Annotated in this window: 10 protein-coding genes; 3 read left to right on the plus strand and 7 right to left on the minus strand. The window is 62.5% G+C overall.

Going from position 1 to position 14,621, the window contains the following annotated elements; all coding sequences use genetic code 11:
- Positions 1 to 42 precede the first annotated feature (42 nt).
- From JN524_RS14120 to pvdM, 4 genes are all read right to left on the minus strand, one after another.
- Positions 43 to 1,692, minus strand: a complete 1,650-nt coding sequence (locus tag JN524_RS14120) for a cyclic peptide export ABC transporter (protein ID WP_007968743.1) — start codon at positions 1,690 to 1,692, stop codon at positions 43 to 45.
- A gap of 146 nt (positions 1,693 to 1,838) precedes the next feature.
- The gene (gene pvdO, locus JN524_RS14125; RefSeq protein WP_202369704.1) at positions 1,839 to 2,747 is read right to left on the minus strand and encodes a dihydropyoverdine dehydrogenase; all 909 of its coding nucleotides are present in this window, start codon (positions 2,745 to 2,747) and stop codon (positions 1,839 to 1,841) included.
- A gap of 38 nt (positions 2,748 to 2,785) precedes the next feature.
- A complete protein-coding gene (gene pvdN, locus JN524_RS14130; protein ID WP_202369705.1) occupies positions 2,786 to 4,066 on the minus strand; it encodes a pyoverdine-tailoring periplasmic protein PvdN in 1,281 nt (426 codons plus the stop codon).
- Positions 4,063 to 5,433, minus strand: a complete 1,371-nt coding sequence (gene pvdM / locus JN524_RS14135) for a pyoverdine-tailoring dipeptidase-like protein PvdM (RefSeq protein ID WP_202369706.1) — start codon at positions 5,431 to 5,433, stop codon at positions 4,063 to 4,065. The genes pvdN and pvdM overlap by 4 nt, the downstream gene beginning before the upstream one ends.
- A gap of 254 nt (positions 5,434 to 5,687) precedes the next feature.
- Here pvdM and pvdP point away from each other — a divergent pair, with 254 nt between their 5' ends.
- Positions 5,688 to 7,307 carry a pyoverdine maturation tyrosinase PvdP gene (gene pvdP / locus JN524_RS14140; protein ID WP_202369707.1) on the plus strand — a complete coding sequence of 540 codons (1,620 nt, stop codon included), beginning with the start codon at positions 5,688 to 5,690 and terminating at the stop codon, positions 7,305 to 7,307.
- 195 nt (positions 7,308 to 7,502) lie between these two features.
- Here pvdP and JN524_RS14145 read toward each other — a convergent pair whose 3' ends face one another.
- From JN524_RS14145 to JN524_RS14155, 3 genes are read right to left on the minus strand one after another with little or no spacing between them, the layout of a single operon-like run.
- On the minus strand, positions 7,503 to 8,894 hold the full coding sequence (locus JN524_RS14145; RefSeq protein WP_202369708.1) for an efflux transporter outer membrane subunit: 1,392 nt from the start codon (positions 8,892 to 8,894) through the stop codon (positions 7,503 to 7,505).
- Positions 8,895 to 8,901: 7 nt separating this feature from the next.
- Complete coding sequence (locus JN524_RS14150) at positions 8,902 to 10,875, minus strand: MacB family efflux pump subunit (protein ID WP_202369709.1); 1,974 nt, start codon at positions 10,873 to 10,875, stop codon at positions 8,902 to 8,904.
- A complete protein-coding gene (locus JN524_RS14155) occupies positions 10,876 to 12,048 on the minus strand; it encodes an efflux RND transporter periplasmic adaptor subunit (protein WP_202369710.1) in 1,173 nt (390 codons plus the stop codon).
- 322 nt (positions 12,049 to 12,370) lie between these two features.
- On the opposite strand from JN524_RS14155, the gene JN524_RS14160 reads away from it, so the two are divergent.
- Together JN524_RS14160 and JN524_RS14165 are read left to right on the plus strand one after the other, a co-directional pair.
- On the plus strand, positions 12,371 to 12,853 hold the full coding sequence (locus tag JN524_RS14160; RefSeq protein WP_027614027.1) for a sigma-70 family RNA polymerase sigma factor: 483 nt from the start codon (positions 12,371 to 12,373) through the stop codon (positions 12,851 to 12,853).
- A 134-nt stretch (positions 12,854 to 12,987) separates the two neighbouring features.
- On the plus strand, positions 12,988 to 14,325 hold the full coding sequence (locus JN524_RS14165) for a lysine N(6)-hydroxylase/L-ornithine N(5)-oxygenase family protein (RefSeq protein WP_202369712.1): 1,338 nt from the start codon (positions 12,988 to 12,990) through the stop codon (positions 14,323 to 14,325).
- Positions 14,326 to 14,621: the final 296 nt, after the last annotated feature.

Here is a 14,621-nt window from a genome sequence, read left to right on the forward strand (position 1 = left end):
AACCGGAAAGCTCAACGCATTTTTTTTACAAATTTTTCACAGTCAGGCGGGTTGCAGCTCAGTGACCACTTTGCCGGCGCTCATGCGCACCAGTTGGTCGGCGACATCGAAGTAACGATCGTCGTGGGAAATGACGATGATGGTCTTGCCCAGACGCTTCAGATCCGGCAGCAGCTCGGTATAGAAAATCCGCCGGAAGGTCGGGTCCTGATCGGCGGCCCACTCATCGAACACCAGCACCGGACGCTCTTCCAGCCAGGCGTTGATCAGGGCCAGACGCTTGCGCTGGCCGGTGGACAGGTCGGTGGTGGTGAATGAGCCGTCACGCACGCTGACCTTGTGCGCAATTTCCAGGCGCTCCAGGTATTGGTTGGCGTCTTCCGGGATATGCGTGTCGCCCTGAACCACGTCGTCGAACAGGTAATAGTCGGCGAAGATCGTGGTGAACAACTGGCGGTAATCGTCGCGGTTGGCGGCATCGACGAGCTGCTGGTTGAGGCGGATTTCGCCTTGCTGCGGCGCGTACAGGCCCAGCAGCAACTTGATTAGCGTGGTCTTGCCGCAGCCGTTTTCGCCGACGATGAAAATGATATCGCCTTGTTCGATTTTCAGGTTCACCGGCCCCAACCGGAACGGCTTGGCGCCTTCTACCGTCGGGAAGCTGTACGAGACATCGGTCAGCTCCAGGCTGTGCACCGGGGTCTTTTGATGGCCCTGATCACTGAGCAGCAGGTGCGGCTCGGGCGAGGAGAATTGCTCGGACAGGTCGGCGATCCGGCGGAACGCGATTTGCGCACGACTGACGATCGGCAGGGTGCCGATGATGTGTTCCAGCGGCCCTTTCATGTACAGCAGCACCAGTACGAAGCCGCTCATCACCGCTTTGTCGGCGCTCGGCCACAGCGATTGCAGGCCCAGCGCCAGGCCGATCACCACGAAGAACAGCATCGACCCCAAAGTCTTGGCGACCACGAAAATGTTCACCGAACGCACCTGCGTGTCGCAGATCTTGTCGGCCGTGCCTTCGATGCCCGAGACGAACATGCGATGCCGGCGCGGGCGGTGGATGCGCAGTTCCTTGGCGCCCTCGGCGACAGCGTGGTAGTGCTTCTGCAACTCGTCTTCGTAGTCGCGGGCCTTGAGGAAACCCTGCATGCCACGCCCGCGCGCAATGTACTGAATGACCGTGCCGATCAGGATCGCCACGGCCATCATCAGGAACATCGGCCACGACAACATCGCCAGGTAGCCCATGCAACCGAGGGTCACAGTCAGGGAAATCGCCAGCGGCGCAAAGGCGAAAGCGAAGTCGCTGATGGTGTCGACGTCGTGGGTCAGCACCGGAATCAGCCGATGGCTGCGATAGCGCTCGATCTGCTCGATCGGCGCCGAAAGGACTTTCTCGCCCAGCTCTTTGCGCAATTTGGCGATGATGTGCTGGCCGACGAAATTGGTGCCGATGTCGGAAAAGATCGAGCTGGTCAGCGCCAGCAGGCACAGGCCGGCAAACACCGCGACCATCGTGCTGGTCAGTGCGCCCTCGGCGTGCAGCACGTTGTTGATGGTCGCCAGCAGTGCGGTGACGCTCAGACCGCCGACCATGCCGAGCAGGATCGACACGCTGACGATCAGTCGAAAGGGTTTGAGCAGGGCGAACAATTCATTGATCACCCCGCGTGTTGGTTTGCTCATGGAGGTTCCCTGCTTGAAGGAGCGGCGAACACCGGCACTGCGCGTGGGTTCGCCTGGATGACGTAGAGGGCGGTGGGCGCGCCATGGAGAATCGCGCCCACTTTTAGAACGACTGGCAGGACGGCTAATTTAGCCGGGCTATGGCGTTACAGATCACGGGCGACCCGGAAGCCGATCCAGTCGCCACGGGTGTCGGTGTAGGTGGCGTTGCGGTTGCCCGAACGCGAGAACACCGGTGCCTCGCCCCAGTCGTTGCCACGGATGCGCCGCACTTCGCACTTGCCGCTCAGCCAGGCACTGCCATCGCCTGGCGCGCCGACGTAGTTCTCGTTGTAGCAATCGGCGGTCCACTCATAAATATTGCCGTGCATGTCGTAGACGCCGAACGCGTTGGCCGGGAAGCTGCCGGCCGGCGCGGTGAAGTTGTAGCCATCGGCGGCGCCATAGGTGTTGGCGTGTTTGGCGATGCTGTATTCCTTGCCCTCGTCGAACGGGAAGGGGAACGGCCCGGTGCTGCCGGCGCGGGCGGCGTATTCACGCAGCGACTCGCTGACCAGCCGGTATTGCTGGCCGGTCTTCTTCGACAGCCAGGCCACGTAAGCCTCGACCTCCGGGAAATCCATGCACACCGCCGGGTGCTTGTCGGTGTACTGCTTGCGCGGGTCGCTGCCCTGATAATCCGGGATCCCGGCCTTGCAGGCGCGACCGGGACGCGTGTCGCCGTCGGGCATTTTGTAGCCGCTGTCCTTGAGGTAGGCGTCCCACTCGCCGCGCAGAATCTGGAAACGGCTGATCGCCAGCGGTTTGGCAAACGTCACCGGGTGCATCGGCCCTTCATCCGGCTCGCGGCCGACCTCATCCTCCGGGGTGCCCATGGTGAACGTGCCGGTGGGCAGCACGACCATTTCCGGGCAGTCCTTGCAGTCCTTGAACACCTTGCCCGGCGCAGGCGGGGTGGCGGCCTGCGCGGCGCCCGGCAGCAGGCCGGCGGCGAGGGCGGTGAGCATCAGCGCCGGCAGCGCCTTCAAGGAAAATCGACGCAGTTCACTGTTCATTGCGAGTCTCGCTAAAAGGAAAAAGGGATCGCCCGGATTCACAGGGCCTGGTCGAGCACGGCCAGCAAGCGGTCGATTTGCTCTTCGTCGTTGAGCAGCCCCGGTGCGGTGCGGATCACCGGGCCGACGTCACGGTGCACGGCATCGGCCACCACGCGGTTGGCCATCAGGTGCGCGGCGATCTTGTCGCTGTCCTTGCCCTTGACCCGGAAGAAGGTGAAACCGGCGGACAGCTCAGGGCTCAGTGGCGTCACCAGTTCGATCTGCGGCCGTTGCTGCAGGCGTTGTTTCAGATAGCTGTTGAGCGCGTGAATGCGCGCTTCGACCTCGGCCTTGCCCAGCTCAAGATGCAATTTGAACGCTTCGTCCAGCGCCCAGCGGTGCTCGAACGAGTGGTAGCCACCGGGCGTCATGGTGGTGGAAAACGCCGTGGCTTCGGAGAACGTCGGAATGATCGGGGTGACGTATCTGACTTCGGCGAAGCGGCTGCAGACGATGCCGGTGCCACGTGGGCCGAACATCCACTTGTGGGTGCCGGCGATGAAGAAGTCGCAGTTCATTTGCGCGAAGTTCAGGTTGTCCACGCCGAAGCCATGCACCCCGTCGACCACGTAAACGATGCGGTCAGCGTCGCTGCGACCGCGGTTGTGCTGGTCGACGATGGCGCCGATCTCACCGATGGGCAGTTTCATGCCGCTGCCCGAATGCACCCAGCACATGCCCAGCACCCGGGTTTCGGGGCGGATGGCGCCGTCGATGGCAGCAAGGATTTCGGCTTTGGTCGCGCTGTACGAATCCTTGAACAGACGAATCTTGCGCACCCGGGTTTTGTCGCGTTCGCTACGCAGGGCGAGGATGGTGTGGGTCGCGTAGTGCTCGTGTTCAGTGGTGAGGATTTCCTGATCGGGGCGCACGTGCACGCCGCCGTAAATCATCGCCAGACCTTCGGTGGTGCTGCCGGTCAGAGCGATCTGTTTGGCGTCGGCTTGCAGGTAGCGTCCGGCCCAGACCCGCACGTTCTCCTCGCGCTGTTCGATCACGCCGAGGTCCCAATCCATGGCCAGGCCGGGATTTTTGTCGAGGGCAGCGCGGTGCCGCTCAATCGCCTCGCGCACCGGTTTCGGGTGCGAGGTAATCAGGAAATTGGAGAAGTGCAGATACGCCGGATCCTGATCGAACAGCTGCTGCAACCGCGCCCACTTGTTGCCGGTCGCGGGCGCGGCGTTCGCGGCACCGGCGACATTCGGCAGGCTCGCGCCCAGTGGCAGGGCCGCGGCGAGAATCCCCGCTTGCTTCAAGAACTCACGACGATTGCTCATGGCTTGGCAGTTCCCGGCGCAGCGGCCAGGGCCGGTTTCGCGGCTTTCTCGACCTGATCCCAGACCCGCAGGAAGTTGCCGCCCCAGAGCTTGGCGATGTCCGCTTCGGAATAACCGCGCGAGATCAGCTCGGCGGTGACGTTACGGATTTCGCCGACGTTCTCGAAACCTTTGACGCCGCCACCTTCGTTGAAGTCGGAGCTGATGCCGACATGGTCGATGCCGATCTTGCGCACCGCGTAATCGATGGCATCGCCCAGATCCTTGAGGCTGGCTTTCGGCTCTTCTTCGAGGATGCCGTACAGGCGGCTGGCGTACTGGCCAAACTTCTGCTCGGACCACGCCGCAATGATCGGGTCGCCCGGCATCAACGCCATCGCCAGGTTCGGCAGCGGCGGCAGGTCGAAGTCCTTGCGCATCTCGTTGAGCTTGTCCTGGGTGTGCTGGGTGAGCGGACGCAGGTACTGCGAGAACGCGACGATCTGCACCACGCCGCCGCTGTTTTTGATCAGCTGCATTTCCTTGTCGCTGAGGTTGCGCGGGATATCGACCATCGCACGCGGCGCCGAATGCGAGGCCACCAACGGTGTGCGGCTCAGTTGCGCGACTTGCTCGAGGGCCTTGGTCGACATCTGCGAGACGTCGATGATCACGCCCAGATCGTTGAGGCGCTTGACCGCTTGTTTGCCCAGATCCGAGAGACCGTCGAGGGCGTCCGGCGAATCATTGAGGAATGGCAGCGGCCGCGACGAATCCGCCCAGTCGTTGTTGCCGATGTAGCTGAAACCGAACATGCGCATGCCGCGCGCGGTCCACAGGTCCAGCAGGTTGAGGTCGTGGCCCAGCGGGTAGGCGTTGAGCATGCTGATGAAAATCGCGAATTTGCCTTCGCCGTGCAGGCGCCGGAAGTCGTCGGGGGTGTAGGCGATGGCCACCTGATTGGGGTAGTCGCGAACCATCCCGGAGATGATCTTGAAGCGGATTTCCTGCTGGTTGCGCGCCTCGTCGACGAAGCCGGGTGTTGGCTTGTGCGGGGCGTTCGGGCCGTTCCACATTTCCGGCCAGCCGAAGATGGTCAGGGCCGCGCCGGACAGGCGCCCACGGTTGGCCTTGGCGAGGTCGAACTGGCCGTCGCCGTCCTTGTCGGCTTCGTGGCCGTCAGTGCCGAAATTTTGCGTCAGGCTGACATGGCTGTCGAAAGACAGCATGCGTTCGTGCAGCTCATCGGCCTGCTTCATGACTTTGGCCGGGTAGCCGAGGTCGTCCTTGAACCAGTGATGCCACACGGCAAAGCCTGCGCCGGCGCTGATCGCCAGGGCCAACGGCAGGCCGATGAATAGAGCCTTTTTCGAACGTGGTTTTGTCATTGCCATCTCAGTCAGGTTCGCCATCGAGGTGCAGGCGCGGGGGCCTTCGCTATCTGGGAAGAACGAGTGGTTGGTCGTGGAATTTAGCTCGTCTGCTTAAAAGATCGCAGCCTGCGGCAGCTCCTACATTGGAACGCGATCACTGTAGGAGCTGCCGCAGGCTGCGATCTTTTCAGGTACCCCCATAAATTTGTGCATGGAGCAAACGTTCTAGCTTGGATGAAGCCTGCTTCATGGCTGACACAGGTAGGGCAATGAAGATTTCTCGACGATGGTTCATGGCGGGTCTGGCGCTGACCGGCGCTGCCGTGCCTGCGGCGTATTTCGGGCATCGTGAATGGACGAAGCCGGACCCGACGATCACCCCGGGCGAAGCGTCTTTCGATGTCGCGGACATGGCCGGGCAGCGCCTGGCGAATGCGTTGCGCGGGGTGTGGGATATCCGTTTCGAAGGTGCCGATGCCGGCCTCGAGGGCTTGCCGCTCAAGGGCCTGCAAGTGTTTCTCGACATCGGCCAGAAGGGCCGTGGCGTGTGCGGTTTTCTCGACACGCCCGAGCGCCTGCGCTCCGCTGAAACCCCGCGTTATCGAATTCTGGGCGACCTCGCGAAAGCCGATGCGGCGAAACTGAGCTGGCGCCTGATCGGCGCCGAGGGCCAGATCAGCTATGAGCTGGAGATGATCCTCGATGAGGTCTGGGCCGACTTCGGCAATGCTGGCAGTGCCACCCTCAGCGGCAAGGCCTTGCGCCTGGATCGATCGCTGGCTTTGCCGGCGCAGGACAACCGCTTTGTCGCCGTCAAGCGGCTGTTTCCCGAAGCGCGCGAGCGCACGCCGCTCAACCCGACGTTGCTGGCGTGGTTGATCTCTCCCGAGCACCGCCTGTTTCACCAGTTGTGGCATGCGACCCGGGACAAGTGGCACAAACTGCCCGAGGACAAACGCGAAGCCTTGCGCGGCATTGGCTGGCAGCCCGGCCCGCGCGACAAGGAGCGCGATGCCCGTGGCCCGCGCAAGGATCGCAATGGCTCGGGCGTGGACTTTTTCTTCATGCACCGGCACATGCTCGGGACGGCGCGTTCGATGCAGGATCTGCCATCCTGGGCGTTTTTCCCGCTGCCGCAGCCGGAGCTGATCCGCGACCGCGTAGGTTTCGCCCGCTATTTCGACAACCACGACGGCACGGCCTTGCCGCCGACCTGGACGGCTGCGGGTGATGACGAATTCAGTCAGTGGGTCAGCGACATCAAGACTGCCGAGACTTACGAAAGCAACTTTCAGGTCTGGGAGTCGCAGTATCGCGATCCGGCGTATCTGGCCCGGCTCACCCTCGGCCAGTTCGGCTCCGAAGTCGAGTTGGGCCTGCATGACTGGCTGCACATGCGCTGGGCCTCCGTGCCACGCGATCCGTCCAACGGTCAGCCGGTGCCATTCGCCCGCGATCCGGCGGACTTCGCGGCCCGCTGGTACAACGCCGAAAACGATTTCCTCGGCGATCCGTTTTCTTCCCACGTCAACCCGACGTTCTGGCATTTCCATGGCTGGATCGACGATCGCATCGAGGACTGGTTCCGCGCCCACGAGCGGTTCCATCCGGGCGAAGTCACGCGGCTGCAGGTCAATGGCGTGCCATGGTTTGCCCCGGGGCGTTGGGTGGAAGTCGACGACCCGTGGCTCGGGCCGATCACCCATGGCTGCAGCACCACGCCGGGATTGCAGGTGGGCAAGTCGGTGGAGATGGATCCGGAAACCATGAAGCTGGCGCTGCGCATCACCTTCATCACCGACGAGGAAAAACTCGCCGGCCTGTTCCGCCGCGTGCCGCAACGGCCATGGTATGCGCGCAATCTGAAGCCTAAAACCAGCCCGACTTGAGGGCTGCGTCATCGATCATTCGCGAGCAGGCTCGCTCCCACAGGTTCAGGTGTCAGCCCGAGATAGCGGCAACATCGTCAATCAATGTGGGAGCTGGCTTGCCAGCGATAGCATTGGGTCAGGCAACGTTGATGTCGGGAGTGCTGGCCTCATCGCTGGCAAGCCAGCTCCCACAGGCTTGTTGTGTTGATTCGATTACAGCGTCTGCCACCCGCCGCCAAGTGCCTTGTACAACGCAATGCTCGCCTGCACTCGTGACAGCCGTAGTTGTGCATGCTGATCCTGGGCCGCGTACAGCGTGCGCTGGGTTTCCAGCACGGTCAGCAAGTCTTCGGCGCCGGCCTGGTAACGGCTCTGGGCGATGTCGAACGCGGTCTGCGCCTGATTCAGTTCTTCGTTCTGCCACAACCGCTGCTCATCCAGGCGACGAATGCTATTGAGCGCTTTTTCCACATCGGCGAAACCGTTGATGATTGCGCCACGGTAAGTTTCCAGCAGCTCTTGCTGGCGCGCCGAGGCCTTGTCGCGTTCAGCGCCGAGGCGACCGTTATTGAAAATCGGTGCGACCAGTCCGGCGGTCAGGTTGTAGAAAGGGCTGCGAATCAAATCGTCGAACTGATTGGCGCCCGAGCCGAGTTGGGCGGTCAGGGTCAGTGCCGGCAACATGGCCGCGCGAGCGACTTTGACGTCAGCTTCAGCGGCGGCCAGTTGGGCTTCGGCGCGTGCGATGTCCGGACGTTGCGTGAGCAACTCGCTGGGCACGCCGGCGGCGATGTCTGGCCATTGCAGGTGATCGAAGGACTCTGTCGCCGACAGTTGCTGCACCGGTCGGCCGAGCAGGGCGGCGAGACTGATCAGCGCGTCCTGGGCTTGCTGTTGCACGCGCGGCAGTTGCCATTGCTGGGCCGCGACCAGGCTCTTCTGTTGCGCCAGTTCCAGCGCGGTGGCTGAGCCTGAATCAAACCGCGTCTGCACCAGTTTCAGCACGCTTTGCGCGTTGGCCAGATTGAGTTTGGCGATACGGCTCTGCTCGCGTAGCGACAAGGTCTGCGCATACGTGCTGGCAACGCCGCTGAGCAATGTCAGCTCGACTGTCGCCCGGTCGAATTCGCTGGCCTGCAGGGCGAACCGGGCACTGTCGCGCGACGCGCGCTTGCCGCCCCAGAAATCGATTTCGTAAGTGGCGCTCAGGTTGGTATCGAAATAGTCCACCGCCTTGTTGCTGCTGTTGGCATCGAGTTGGCTGTAGCCATTGCCGCGCAGCAGTTTCTGCCGATTGGCATTCAGACCGGCCTTGACCTCCGGCAACTGTGAGCCGCCAGCGATGACGGTGCCTGCCTGCGCTTGACGCACTCGAGCGACGGCGGCCGCGAGGTCGAAACTGCCGACGCGAGCCTGTTCGATCAGACGATCCAGTTCCGGGCTGCCAAATTGCGTCCACCACTGCGGGCTATTGCGGGCAACGCTGGCGCCATGGGTCGACTGCCAGGCAGCAGGCGCCTGCACACCGCTGTCCGGGCGTTGAACGGGACTGCCGCAGGCACTGAGGATTAGGCACACGGTCAACAGGCTGAGGCGCGGTTTCATAAATCGATCATTCACTGGTAAGGGCTGTGACCGGGTCGAGCCGGGCAGCTTTGCGGGCAGGCATGAAGCCGAAGACAACACCGGTGACCAGGGCGCAGCCGAAGGCGCCGAGTACCGCCATCAAGGAAAAAGCCACGGCCACTTCGCTGAGGATCAGCACGCCACCGACGATCAGCGCCAGGGCGATCCCGGCAATGCCGCCGACCACCGAGAGCATCACCGCTTCGGTGAGGAACTGCCGGAGGATGTCGCGCTGGCGGGCGCCGGTGGCCATGCGAATGCCAATCTCGCGAGTCCGCTCGCGCACGGTCATGAGCATGATGTTCATCACGCCGATACCGCCAACCAGCAGCGAGATCGCGGCGATCGAGCCGAGCATCAGCGACAGGGTGTTCTGAGTGCGGGCCTCGGCCTGGATCATCGCGGCGTTGTTGGTCAGTTCGAAATCCTTCTTGCCGTTGTGCAGGCGCAGCATCAGTTGCTCGATGGCCTGCTCGGTGTCCTTGACCTTGCGCGCGTCGGCGGCGGCGATGGCGACGTATTCCGGGTTGCGTGTACCGAACAGCCGGACGCCGGCCGCCGAATAAGGGATGGCGATGCGATTGTCGCTGTCGGAGTCGCCGGAGCTGGCGCCCTTTTCGGCGAGCACGCCGACCACCTGGAACGGCACATTCTCGATCAGGATGAATTGGCCGATCGGGTTCGGCACATCCTTGAGCAGTTTGCTGCGGACTTTGTGGCCGATCACCGCGACGGCTGCAGCATTCTGCTCATCGGCCTCGGTGAAGTAACTGCCTTGCACCACCGGCCAGTTGAAGATCGCCGGGAAGTTGGTGTCGTTGCCGCCGACGTAACTCAGGTGGTCGGCATTGCCGTAACGTACACCGGCCTCGGCGCCGTTGACCGGCATGATCCGCTGCACTTGCGGCAGGCTGGCCAGCGCGTGCACATCGTCGAGGGTGATGATCCCCGGCGGCGTGCGCGGGTTGGGCGCCGAGCCGCTGAGGTAAATAATGTTTGAACCGAAGGCGCCCATCTGCGCCATCACCTGGCGTTTGCTGCCTTCACCGACCGCCAGCATCACCACCACCGACGCCACGCCGATGATGATCCCGAGCAGGGTCAGTGCGGTGCGAAAGCGGTTGATCCACATCACTCGCCATGCGGCGTGCAGGGCATCGACCAGTTCGCCTTTCCAGGCGCCGGTGGCTTCGGCGCCGTCGGCCAGACGCTGGCGCAGATCCACCGCTTGCAGGGCGCCGGGGTTGGCCCTGGTCTGGGCTTCTGGGTTGTCGCGGGCGCTGTCGCTGATGATCAGGCCGTCGCGTATTTCGATGATGCGTTTGGCCCGGGCCGCAACTTCGCGGTCGTGGGTGATGAGGATCACCACGTGGCCCTGGCTCGCCAGTTCGTCGAGCAGCGTCATCACCTCTTTGCCGCTGTGGCTGTCGAGGGCGCCGGTGGGTTCGTCGGCGAGGATGATATGCCCGCCGTTCATCAGCGCCCGGGCAATTGACACCCGTTGCTGCTGACCGCCGGACAATTGATGCGGGCGATTGCCGGTGCGCGAGGCCAGACCGAGGCGGTCGAGCAGGGCGGCGGCGCGGGCGTGACGCTCGGCGGCCGGGGTACCGGCATAGATCGCCGGCATCTCGACGTTTTCCTGGGCCGAGCCGGACGGAATCAGGTGATAGCCCTGGAACACAAATCCAAAGGCTTCGCGGCGCAGCCAGGCCAGCTCGTCGCTGTCGAGGCCGGCGACGTTTTCCCCGGCAAAGCGGTACTCGCCGGAGGTCGGCCGGTCGAGGCAACCAAGGATATTCATCAGGGTCGATTTGCCGGAGCCGGAAGCGCCGACAATCGCGACGAATTCACCGGCGTGAATCGACAGGTCGATGCCGCGCAGCACGTGAACTTCAGGAGCGTCACCGCCGCCGTAGGATTTGCGAATGTCCTGCAGATCGATCAGAGGCGTTTGCATTCAGCCTCCGCTGCCGTCGACCGGGCCGATCAGCAGATGATCGCCTTCGTTGAGGCCGTCGACAATCTGCACCTTGAGCCGGTCGCTGATGCCGGTGCGTACCTCGCGCTGCTGAATCTCGCCGTTGGCCGCGACCACCTGAGCGGTTTGCAGGTTGGCCGTGGTGCTGCCCTGCAACGCGGCGACCGGCGCGGTGAGCACGCCTCTGGCCTGATTGGCGACGAAAAACACCTGGGTGGTCATCTCGGCCATCAAGGCGTTGTCGGCGTTATCGACGTCGAGCAAAACCGTGTACAGCACAACGCGGGCGCTGCCGCTTTTACTGCTGCTGGCCGGGCTGCCGCCGCCCTGGCTGGTCTGATCCAGAGGCTTGGGCGGCACCGGCAGGATCTGCCGCACGGTGCTGCTCCAGCGCCGCTGACCGCCGCTGAGGGTGGTGAAGTAGGCGGTCATGCCCGGTTTGACGTGGCCGATGTCGGCCTCGGAAACCTCGGCCCACACGGTCATCGGTGACAGCTTGGCGATGCGCAGGATCAGCGGCGTCTGCTGTTGCGCGTTGAGGGTCTGGCCTTCGCGGGCGTCGAGGGCAACCACGGTGCCGGCCATCGGCGCGTAGATCCGCGTGTAGCCGAGTTCAGCCTGATCGCTGCGCAGGCTCGCTTCAGCCTGGCGGATCTGTGCCTGGAACATGTCGACGCGGGCCTGAGTGGCTTTCAGTTCGGCGCGGGCGGTCTGCACGTCTTCTTCACGGGTGGCGCCGCCGGCCACGAGATGCTGCTGGCGCTGATACTTCTGCCGCGCCAGTTCATGCTGGGCGCGTTGCTCCTGCAATTGCGCCTTAAGGTTTTCGATGGAGAAGCGTCCGGCGTCGAGTTTGGCCTTCTGCGTGGACGGATCGATTTCCACCAGCAGTTGACCTTCCTTGACCACGTCACCGACTTCGACGTGGATTTTCTGGATCTGCCCGGAGGCCTGCGCACCGACATCGACATATCGGCGCGGTTGCAGGGTGCCCAGTGCGGTGACGCTGCTTTCGATGTCGCCACGACTGACTTGCACGGTGGCAAAACGGTCGCGTCCCGGAGGCATGATTTGCCATGCGGCGTAGGCAACAACGGGAATCAGACAAAGGACTGCGAGCAGGGCGCGTCGAGCGGGGCGGGGACGTTTCATGCAGGGTTCCGGCCAGTGGTATTCGGCCCGTCGTCCGGCTGCACGCCACAGCGCGCAGCCGCTGAACGCTGTCGCGGGGCGCGACAGACACGGGGAGCTGTCCTGTAAACGATGAATGCGCAGGGGAATTTAAGCGAAGACACAGGATGTTACAGGTATGGAACGGCACTATTTAGCGGGCAACGACAAACGCCACTTTAAATCTATATGAGAATTACTATAAATTACGCACCTCAAGTTGCCACTATCTTGCTACCCGTGTTTGCGGGGCCTTCGATCAGTGTGCTCAAGGATCGAATCCGCATCGAAGCGGCCGGGAGTCATGTTGGAAAACTACTATCGCGAGCTGGTGTGTTTCCTGAACGCCAAGCTCGGCAACCGTCAGGTCGCCGAAGATGTGGTGCATGACGCTTATGTGCGGGTTCTGGAGCGTTCCAGCGACACGCCCATCGAGCAGCCGCGGGCCTTTCTCTATCGCACCGCGTTGAATCTGGTGATCGATGATCATCGGCGCAACGCCTTGCGCCAGGTCGAGCCACTGGAAGTGCTCGACAGCGAAGAGCGCTATTTCACCCCGTCGCCCCACGGCACCCTCGATCACGGCCAGCGTCTGGAGATGCTCCAGCGCGCCCTGGCGGAATTGTCGCCGCTGTGCCGCGACAGTTTTCTGCTGCGCAAGATCGAAGGCCTGTCGCACCCGCAGATCGCCGAACAGCTGGGGATTTCCAAGGCGCTGGTGGAAAAACACATCGTCAATGCGATGAAGCATTGCCGCCTGCGCATCAAGCAATGGGATGCCCATTGAGCCGCCATCGCTAAATTTTATTTCACTGTCCTCGTTCCTACTCAACAGACGACCTGCTGTCCTGCTCAAGGCCAGTCGGGTCACTTAGGCTCTCCTTTCCCCTTGTTGAGGGGTTCATCCAGAGGACACTGGAAATGACTCAGGCAATTGCATCGCCCATCGTTCACGACCTGATCGGCGTCGGTTTCGGCCCTTCGAACCTGGCGCTGGCCATCGCTCTGCAAGAGCGCGGCCCGACCCACGGCGAGCTGGATGTGCTGTTCCTCGACAAGCAGGCCAACTACAGCTGGCACGGCAACACCCTGTCGACCCAAAGCGAATTGCAGATTTCCTTCCTCAAGGATCTGGTGACCCTGCGCAACCCGACCAGCCCGTACTCGTTCGTCAATTACCTGAAGGCCCACGGCCGTCTGGTCGACTTCATCAACCTTGGCACCTTCTACCCGTGCCGCATGGAGTACAACGACTACCTGCGCTGGGTTGCCGGGCAGTTCACCGAGCAGAGTCGCTACGGCGAAGAAGTGCTGACCATCGAACCGGTGCTGCACAACCATCAGGTTGAGGCGCTGCGCGTGATCTCCCGCGACAGCGAAGGCCAGCAGTTGGTGCGCACTGCGCGTTCGGTGGTGGTCAGCGCCGGCGGCACACCGCGTATTCCGGAGGCGTTCAAGGCGCTGAAGGGCGACAGCCGCGTGTTCCACCACTCGCAGTATCTGTCGCAGATGGCCAAACAGCCGTGTGTGAACAACCAACCGATGAGCATCGCGATCATCGGCGGCGGGCAGAGCGCGGCGGAAGCCTTCATCGATCTGAACGATTCGTTCCCGTCGGTGCAGGTCGACATGATCCTGCGCGGCTCGGCGCTCAAGCCTGCGGACGACAGCCCGTTCGTCAACGAAGTGTTCTCGCCGGAGTTCACCGATCTGGTGTTCCAGCAAAACAGCGCCGAGCGTGAGCGGCTGGTCAACGAGTACCACAACACCAACTACTCGGTGGTCGACATTGATCTGATCGAACGCATCTACGGCATCTTCTATCGCCAGAAAGTCTCGGGCATCGCCCGTCATGCGTTCCGTACCCTGACCACCGTCGAGAGCGCCACCGCCACCGAGCGTGGCATCGAACTGGCGGTGCGCAACAACGCCACCGGCGAAGTCACCGTGCGTATCTATGACGCCGTGGTCCTGGCCACCGGTTACGAGCGGCAGATGCACCGCAAATTGCTGGCACCGCTGGAAGAATACCTCGGTGATTTCGAGGTCGATCGCAACTACAAACTGATCACCGACGAGCGCTGCAAGGCCGGCCTGTACATGCAGGGCTTCTGCCAGGCCAGCCATGGCCTGAGTGATACGTTGCTGTCGGTGTTGCCGGTGCGTGCCGACGAGATTGCCGGGTCCTTGTATGAGCATGGCAAGAACCGTGGGCACAACCGTTCGATGGCGGATCTGCTGTTGGCGACTGCCAGCTGAATCTGCTTTGCCTGATCCACCGTAATTGCTGGCAAGCCAGCTCCCACAGGATCTGTGTCGGATGCAAAACCTGTATTCACTGGAGATTCTTGTGGGAGCGGGCTTGCCCGCGATAGGGCCCTAGAGGCCAGCGAAAACTCTGAATCCTGAACTCTTCCTGAACACCCGCCACATTCCCCGACACACCTCCTTCCACGGGTTTACTCTCAAATCATCGAGGCGTAAGCTTCGCGCGTTTTCATCAATAGCGGAGACCCACAGTGGGTACTTGTTCGAGTGACAGTTGTCGGCCGGTC

This window comes from Pseudomonas sp. MWU318, assembly GCF_016756945.1.
In the GTDB taxonomy this organism is placed as follows: Bacteria; Pseudomonadota; Gammaproteobacteria; order Pseudomonadales; family Pseudomonadaceae; genus Aquipseudomonas; species Aquipseudomonas putida_A.

Bases quoted from the DNA above. Each gene is read 5' to 3' on its own strand.
- JN524_RS14120 (WP_007968743.1), bottom strand. From the start codon at position 1,692: ATGAGCAAACCAACACGCGGGGTGATCAATGAATTGTTCGCCCTGCTC.
- pvdO (WP_202369704.1), bottom strand. From the start codon at position 2,747: ATGAACAGTGAACTGCGTCGATTTTCCTTGAAGGCGCTGCCGGCGCTG.
- pvdN (WP_202369705.1), bottom strand. From the start codon at position 4,066: ATGAGCAATCGTCGTGAGTTCTTGAAGCAAGCGGGGATTCTCGCCGCG.
- pvdM (WP_202369706.1), bottom strand. From the start codon at position 5,433: ATGACAAAACCACGTTCGAAAAAGGCTCTATTCATCGGCCTGCCGTTG.
- pvdP (WP_202369707.1), top strand. From the start codon at position 5,688: ATGAAGATTTCTCGACGATGGTTCATGGCGGGTCTGGCGCTGACCGGC.
- JN524_RS14145 (WP_202369708.1), bottom strand. From the start codon at position 8,894: ATGAAACCGCGCCTCAGCCTGTTGACCGTGTGCCTAATCCTCAGTGCC.
- JN524_RS14150 (WP_202369709.1), bottom strand. From the start codon at position 10,875: ATGCAAACGCCTCTGATCGATCTGCAGGACATTCGCAAATCCTACGGC.
- JN524_RS14155 (WP_202369710.1), bottom strand. From the start codon at position 12,048: ATGAAACGTCCCCGCCCCGCTCGACGCGCCCTGCTCGCAGTCCTTTGT.
- JN524_RS14160 (WP_027614027.1), top strand. From the start codon at position 12,371: ATGTTGGAAAACTACTATCGCGAGCTGGTGTGTTTCCTGAACGCCAAG.
- JN524_RS14165 (WP_202369712.1), top strand. From the start codon at position 12,988: ATGACTCAGGCAATTGCATCGCCCATCGTTCACGACCTGATCGGCGTC.